Below are 7,178 nucleotides of genomic sequence, written 5' to 3' on the forward strand. Positions count from 1 at the left end.
GTCGTTTCGCCCTGAGGCTGACATGTCATCGGCGGCCGGCTGTTGTCTTGGGCAAGGCCGCACTGGAATTGGACTGGAGTGAGGTGCCGTGCCTTTTTCGCGCACTGTGGCAGTTCGGCGTCATCGGTCACGCAGGGCGATGCGGAACGGCCTCGCACGGGGCGGATACCGGACTGCTGGCGAAAGCCGCAAAACTTATCTGGCGCCTGTCGGCGTATGGCCGAAGCGGCGACGAAAGCAGCGGTTGAAGTACGATACGTCGCTGAATCCATTTGTCAGGGCGATGTCACTGACCCGCATGTCGCTGTGTTTGTGCGAGAGCATTCTGTGGGCGCTCCGCAGACGCAGTTCGAGAACGCGTTCGGAGAAGCTCATTCCCGTCTCCTGAAGGAGGTCGTGGACGTAGCGCACCGACAGGCCGAGTTGTTGGGCAACACTTTGGGCGGAGATGCCGGGATCGATAAAATCCTCGGCGATCCTTGCCAGGACGGCCTCCAGTCTGGCAGCGCGCGGGCCGCGAAGTCCGGCCAGTTCGGCAGCCCGACCTTTTGCGCCGGTCGCCAGGCCGATCAGATCCACGATCGTGTCCGTCGCGTGCGTGATCAAATCCACCGAGGCAAGCGGGCTGCCGCTTTCAAGAAGCAGGCAATAGCGTTTGAGGAGGTCGAGGGCTTCGCTGTCGGCGCCGATCTTCAGCCCCAGCCTGTCATCGATCCGCGGGAAGGCGCGCAGGAGGATCGCGCGTGGGACCACCACATTCATCCAGACATTGCTGTCGGCACCGTTCATTTTCAGAGCTTCCGATGCGGTGACAAGCACGGCCTCTCCCTGACCGACGGCATATTCGCGGCCGACATGTACCCCTGACAACACGGTGTCGGCCTTGTTGATCAGCAGCAAATAGCCGTCCTTGTCGTCATTGGCGATGTTGCTCGCTTTGCTTGTGGCGTGCTTGACCGGTCCGGACATCTGGCCGAGAACCGCTGAACCGACAGCGGTGGCTTCGAAGTGCGGGTTTTCCGGACTGCCGTATTCGGCCGACCATGTTTCCGCGACATGGATGTCTTGCCACGGGGAAAATCGTTCTCGTTCGTCAAGATGCGGTGGCAACCGAGCCGATGAAAGCACCGTCTTTCGCGACAATGGAGAACCTCGACAACTGTCCACGGCTTAAAAAATATCGAACGCGATGCTTTCCATTGCGACAATAACCGGCAACAGTGGCGACCGGCGTTCAAGCGATCAAGTTCAACCTGTAGTCGAGAGCCGCCGCGACTTGCGTCATCCAAAAGTATGATGTCACAAATTCCTCCGAGGCGAGATCGGGGTGTGCCAGGAGGTGTGGTGGAAAGGCTGAGCAGCGAAGTCCTGAGTTCGATAATCGGCGATATCTATGATTGCGTATTGAACCCGGAAGGCTGGGCCGGAGTCATGACCCGCGTCACGAAAGCCGTCGACGCGGCCTATACCACCATCGCGCTTGCCGGCACCGCTCATAATAGCGGCCGTTTCGCGGCTCAGTCGCCTTGGGATCCGATGCGGATGCGGGCCCTCGAGGAAGACTATGACTTTGATGGAATTCCCGGACTGAAGGAAGCGGTCGTCGGCGATGTCGACCGGCCCGTTGCGACGCTGTCGCTCATGAGCGAAAGCGAACTCCAGCTGACGCCGTTTTTTCAGAACTGGGCCAAACCGCAGGGACTGCGCGAGGCTTGCATCACCAAATTCGTCCATACGCCGGACCGAATCGGGCTTCTGGGCTGCACCACGCGTGCCAGCAGGGGAGGCATTTCGACCGAAGAGCAGCAGTTCCTGGCATTGCTCTCGCCGCATCTGCGCCGTGCTTCGCTGATCGGCGATCTGCTCGACCAGAGCCGCGTCACCATCGATCTTTATCGTCAGGCGCTCGATCATTTGGCTGTGCCTGTCGTGCTCACCCACGCCAATGGAGCAATCCTCCATGCGAATGCGGCCGCCGAACAGATGTTTTCGGTGCAGGGGCCCATTCTCTCAAGGAACGGCCTGCTCCAGGCACAGAATAGGGTGGTGGCCCGCGCCCTGCTCGACGCGATCGCCAGTGCGGCCAGCGCGGATGCCTCGCTTGGCGCGCGCGGCATAGGGCTGCCGGTTTCGGCCCAAGGCCAGCCGCCCGCCGTCGCCTATGTGTTGCCGTTGACTGAAGGAACGGCGCGCGCGGTTTTCCGGCCGGCATGCGCGGCTGTGTTCATATCGACGACGACATCGGCTTCTCCTCTCCCGGAGGCCGTTCTGACCACGCTGTTCGATCTTACGCCCTCGGAGGCGCGGGTGCTGCTGCGGATCGGCAGCGGATTGTCAGCGTCGGAGAGCGCGTTGGCGCTCGGCATTGGCGAAAACACCTTGAAGACCCACCTCAATCGAATCTTCGCCAAAACCGGCACGAGACGCCAAGCCGACCTCGTCAAACTCGTGTCGGACATAGGCATGCCGCTGGCGGCCCATGGGCCCTGAAGCCGGAGCGCGCGGTCTCTACCGCCAGCGGGTCAGGGGCTTTACCGCCAGGGCGGCTCCGGCGCGAAGCGCTTGCCGATCCAGTCTGTGAAGGCGCGGGTCTTGGCGGCTTTTCCCTTGGCCGCCGCCGGCACGTCGCTAACCTCCGAGCCGCCGGTGCCGTCGCCGGAGTAGGAGAGGCCGTCTCTTCGGTCGTCGCCGATCTCCGACGTCGGCGCCTTCATGGACTTCGCAAGAATACAACCCATATTGAGTCCATGGAGCTTTGAGCGTGACCTTCGCGCGGGTGGCCCTTCTTGCCGCGGCCTTCGTCGTCGCGGCTGTGCTTTTTCCCTTCTCCTCAGCCGGGAGCGAAAGGGTTGCGCTGAGCGTCGCCATTGACGGCGCCATCGGGCCGGCAAGCAGCAGGCAGCTCAAGGAAGCGCTCGATGCCGCGGCCAGGCGGGACGCGGCGGTCCTCATCCTGCAGCTCGACACGCCGGGCGGGCTGGTCACGTCGATGCGCGAGATGATCGCCGACATCCTGGCGTCGCCGGTGCCTGTCATCGGCTATGTCGCGCCGGCCGGCGGCCATGCGGCAAGTGCCGGCACCTATATCCTCTATGCCACCCATGTCGCGGCGATGGCGCCCGGCACCAATCTTGGTGCGGCGACGCCGATGGAGATTGGCGGCATGCCGTCGCTTCCGGGCGGCGACAAGGGCGATCAGAAGGACGTGGGCGATCAGAAGGACGTGGGCGATCAGAAGGACGTGGGTGACCAGAAGGGCGGGGGCGACCAGAAGGAAGCCGGCGGGCGGCCTGCGGGCGACGCGATGATGGCCAAGGTGACCAATGACGCGGTCGCCCTGATCCGCTCTCTTGCCGAACTGCGCGGGCGCAACGGCGACTGGGGCGAGAAGGCCGTGCGCGAAGCGGCGAGCCTTTCGGCCAATGCGGCATTACAGGAACATGTGATCGATCTCGTCGCCCGCGACACCACCGAGCTGCTGCAACTGGCCGATGGGCGCACCGTCGATGTGGCGGGCAAGAAAGTGGTGCTGGCGACGAAGGGGCTGCCGGTCGAGACGCTGGAGCCGGGCTGGTTCATCCAGCTGCTTTCCGTCATCACCGATCCGAACACCGCCGTCATCCTGATGCTGGTCGGCGTCTATGGCATCGTCTTCGAGTTCACCAGCCCGGGCGCGGTCGCGCCTGGCGTCATCGGCACCACCTGTCTCGTGCTCGGCCTCTATGCGCTCGATCTCCTGCCGATCAACTATACCGGCCTTGCCCTGATGCTGCTCGGCGTCGTTTTCCTGATCATCGAGGCCTTCAATCCCACCGTCGTGCTCGGGCTCGGCGGCGTGGCCGCCTTTCTGTTCGGTGCCGCCATGCTGCTGCGGGTCGGGGGGCCAGGCTTTGCCCTGTCATGGGCCGTCATCGGTCCCGCCGCCGCGCTGACGCTTGGATTGGCGCTGCTGAGCGGCACCTATCTCTGGGCGGCGCGCCGGAAGCCGCCGCGCGTCGGCGGCGAAGCAATGCGCGGCCAGCCGGCCGAGATCCTCGACTGGCAGGGCGGCGAGGGCCATGTGCTGGCCTTGGGTGAGCGCTGGCGGGCCAGGGCCGATGAACCCGTCGCGGCCGGCGACAGCGTCGAGGTGACCGAGATCGCCGACCTCGTGCTGACCGTGCGACGGCGCGACGCGGGAAGGAATGGAGCAAGGCAATGAACATCGGTTATGTGGCCTACCTGGTACTTGCGCTTCTTGTGGTCATGTTCCTGTCCGCGGCTATTCGCATCCTCAGGGAATATCAGCGCGGCGTGGTCTTCACGCTCGGCCGCTTCACCGGGGTCAGGGGACCCGGCCTCATCATTCTGATCCCCTTCGTCCAGCAGATGGTGAAGGTCGACCTGCGCGTGGTGGTGCAGGACGTGCCGCCGCAGGATGTGATTTCGCGCGACAACGTCTCGGTAAAGGTCAATGCCGTGCTTTATTTCCGCATCGTCGACGCCGAGCGGGCGGTCATCCAGGTCGAGGACTACATGGCCGCCACCAACCAGCTGGCGCAGACCACGCTGCGATCGGTGCTCGGCAAGCACGAGCTCGACGAGATGCTGGCCGAGCGCGACAAGCTCAACAGCGACATCCAGGAAATCCTCGACCAGCGCACCGATGCGTGGGGCATCAAGGTGTCCAATGTCGAGATCAAGCATGTCGACCTCAACGAGAACATGGTCCGCGCCATCGCCAAACAGGCCGAGGCCGAGCGGCTGCGGCGCGCCAAGGTTATCAATGCCGAAGGCGAGCAGCAGGCGGCGGCAAAACTGGTCGAGGCGGGACGCATGCTGGCGGCCGAGCCGCAGGCCATGCAGCTGCGCTATTTCGAGGCCTTGCACGACATCGCCGGCGAGCGCTCGTCCACGGTGGTGTTCCCGCTGCCGGTGGACTTGCTCAGCCAATTCCTGAGGCACGGGAAGTGAGGGAAAGGGGATCGGCGGAACTGCCAATCTCCCCCACGTGGGGGAGATTGGCTGTATCTCCGTCTTCGCCAGTCCCGCCACTTCACTTCACCGCCGCCAGGGCGGCTCCGGCGCGAAGCGCTTGCCGATCCAGTCTGTGAAGGCGCGGGTCTTGGCGGCTTTTCCCTTGGCCGAGGGCGTGACGACGTAGACCGCGCCTTCGTCCGCCAGCGTCCACTCCTCCAGCACGGGCACCAGCCGTCCGTCGGCAAGCTCGCGGCCGACCAGCCAATCAGTGCTCATCATCAAGCCGACGCCTTGCACGGCGGCGTCGACCAGCACCTCGGCATCGTCGGTGACCAACGGCCCCGAGACCTCGATGCGTGCGCGCCGGCCCTCGCGGTCGGTCATCTCCCAGGCTGGAAAGGTCTGGAAGCCCGAGAAGCCCAGGCAGGCGTGGTCGAGCAGCGCCTGGGGAGTCTCCGGCCTGCCCTTGCGGGCGAGATAGGATGGAGCGGCGCAGAGCAACCGGCGTCGCGTCGCCACCTTGCGTGCCACCAGGCGCGAATCCTCCAGGCTGCCCAGTCGCACGGCCACATCGAAATTCTCGGCGACCAGATCGGTGAAGCGGTTGGAGAATTCGGCCTCGATGCGGACATCGGGAAATTCGGCGAGGAACCGAGGCAACAGCGGCCCGATCCACATGCGCCCGAACGTGCCGGGCAGCGCCAGCCTGAGCACGCCGCGCGGGCCGCCCCCGGCATGCGCGGACGCGACGGCCTCAGCCTCGTCGACGGATGCGAGGATGGCGCGCACACGCACCAGGAATTCGGCACCCGCTTCGGTCAGCGACACGCTGCGTGTCGTGCGCGAGAGCAACCTCACCCCAAGCCGCGCCTCCAGCGATTGCAGGCGCCGCGACAGGATGGTCGCGTCGCGCCCGACACGTGCCGCCGCCCGGGTGAAGGAGCGCGCCTCGGCGATAGCGGCGAAGGCGGCCATCTCGGCAAGGGCAGCGGGTTCGTGAGATTGCTGCATCGTTCACAGTTCTCAATTGTAAAAAACAAGGATTATCCAGAGATAGCGCAGCAAATAGGTTCACTCAATCGAACAAATCGTCCACCGGAGTGAAACCATGAAAGCCATCGAACTCAGCCAGCCCAGGCTGGACGCCTTCCGCGCCGCCACCGTTGCAACCCCCGAACCGCAGCGCGGCGAGGTGCTGATCCGCCAGCGTGCGGCGAGCCTCAATTTCGTCGATATGGCGGTGGCGAGCGGCAATTATCCCGGACCGAGTTTCCCGCTCATCCCCGTCGCCGACAGCGCCGGCGAGATCGTCGCGCTGGGCGAGGGCGTTACGAGATCCGCCATCGGCGATCGCGTCGTCGCGCATGCCAAGCCGCGCTGGATCGGTGGGCCGCCCCGGCCTTACGAGATGACGCAGATGCGCGGCGTCTCGATGCCGGGGTCGCTGGCCGAATATGTGGCGCTGCCGGCCAATTCGCTGGTGGCGGTCCCGGCGCACCTCTCCTTCGAGGCGGCGTCGACCCTGCCGATCGCCGGCACCACCGCCTGGAACGCCATCCGCGCCGCCAATGTCGGGCCGGGCTCGGTCGTGGTGCTGCTTGGCACTGGCGGCGTCTCGATCTTCACCCTGCAGCTCGCGAAAGCCGCCGGCGCCACCGTCATCATCACCTCGTCGTCGGACGAAAAGCTGGAGCGGGCGAAGGCGCTCGGTGCCGATCATCTCATCAATTACCGCGCGACATCAGACTGGGACGGCAAGGTGCTGGAGCTGACCGGCGGCCTCGGCGCCGACCTCATCGTCGAGACCGGCGGAACCGCCACCTTCGCCCGTGCCGTCAACGCCACCGCGCCCGGCGGCACGCTGTTCACCATCGGCTTCGTCACCGGTGCGGAAGCCACGATCAATCTGCTGCCGATCATCATCAAGGCGCTGAAGGTGGTCGGCAACAACACCGGATCCGTATCCGATCTTTTCGACGCCGCCCGTGCCATCGGCGCGGCCAGGATCGAACCGGTTGTCGACAAGGTGTTTTCGCCTGATCAAGCGAGCGAAGCCTACGCACACATGGCCGCCGGCGGCCTGCATTTCGGCAAGCTGGTGTTCGGGCTGGAGTGGTGAAGCAGCTGATCTCCCCCCTCAAGGGGCAGGGGAATCGCATATGGCGTTTTGGGAGTTGAAATTGGTCTGAGAAGAGATTCTTTGGGAAGGCAGTCCAGCG

The 7,178-nt window shown here is 64.7% G+C and carries 7 protein-coding genes; 4 read left to right on the forward strand and 3 right to left on the reverse strand.

Annotated elements, in window-relative coordinates:
- Nucleotides 1-195: 195 nt before the first annotated feature.
- Nucleotides 196-969 carry an AraC family transcriptional regulator gene (locus FJ434_RS25365; protein ID WP_246673967.1) on the reverse strand — a complete coding sequence of 258 codons (774 nt, stop codon included), beginning with the start codon at nucleotides 967-969 and terminating at the stop codon, nucleotides 196-198.
- A gap of 375 nt (nucleotides 970-1,344) precedes the next feature.
- Between FJ434_RS25365 and FJ434_RS25370 the strand changes: the two genes are divergently transcribed.
- A complete protein-coding gene (locus FJ434_RS25370) occupies nucleotides 1,345-2,490 on the forward strand; it encodes a helix-turn-helix transcriptional regulator (RefSeq protein ID WP_140713984.1) in 1,146 nt (381 codons plus the stop codon).
- 41 nt (nucleotides 2,491-2,531) lie between these two features.
- On the opposite strand, the gene FJ434_RS25375 is transcribed toward FJ434_RS25370, so the two are convergent.
- Nucleotides 2,532-2,714, reverse strand: a complete 183-nt coding sequence (locus FJ434_RS25375) for a hypothetical protein (RefSeq protein ID WP_140509429.1) — start codon at nucleotides 2,712-2,714, stop codon at nucleotides 2,532-2,534.
- Nucleotides 2,715-2,761: 47 nt separating this feature from the next.
- Here FJ434_RS25375 and FJ434_RS25380 point away from each other — a divergent pair, with 47 nt between their 5' ends.
- Together FJ434_RS25380 and FJ434_RS25385 are read left to right on the forward strand one after the other, a co-directional pair.
- A complete protein-coding gene (locus tag FJ434_RS25380) occupies nucleotides 2,762-4,201 on the forward strand; it encodes a nodulation protein NfeD (protein WP_140751413.1) in 1,440 nt (479 codons plus the stop codon).
- Nucleotides 4,198-4,953: a slipin family protein gene (locus FJ434_RS25385; protein ID WP_140509433.1), complete on the forward strand. Its 756-nt coding sequence runs from the start codon at nucleotides 4,198-4,200 to the stop codon at nucleotides 4,951-4,953. Before FJ434_RS25380 ends, FJ434_RS25385 begins: the two co-directional genes overlap by 4 nt.
- 87 nt (nucleotides 4,954-5,040) lie before the next feature.
- Here the strand turns inward: FJ434_RS25385 and FJ434_RS25390 are convergent, their stop codons facing one another.
- Entirely contained in the window at nucleotides 5,041-5,970 is a 930-nt protein-coding gene (locus FJ434_RS25390) for a LysR family transcriptional regulator (protein ID WP_140751411.1), read from the reverse strand.
- A gap of 97 nt (nucleotides 5,971-6,067) precedes the next feature.
- Between FJ434_RS25390 and FJ434_RS25395 the strand changes: the two genes are divergently transcribed.
- Nucleotides 6,068-7,078, forward strand: coding sequence for an NAD(P)-dependent alcohol dehydrogenase (locus FJ434_RS25395; RefSeq protein ID WP_140751409.1), 1,011 nt, complete (start codon nucleotides 6,068-6,070; stop codon nucleotides 7,076-7,078).
- The last annotated feature ends 100 nt before the right edge of the window (nucleotides 7,079-7,178 follow it).

The organism is Mesorhizobium sp. B2-5-13 (assembly GCF_006440535.1).
Classification (GTDB): Bacteria; Pseudomonadota; Alphaproteobacteria; order Rhizobiales; family Rhizobiaceae; genus Mesorhizobium; species Mesorhizobium salmacidum.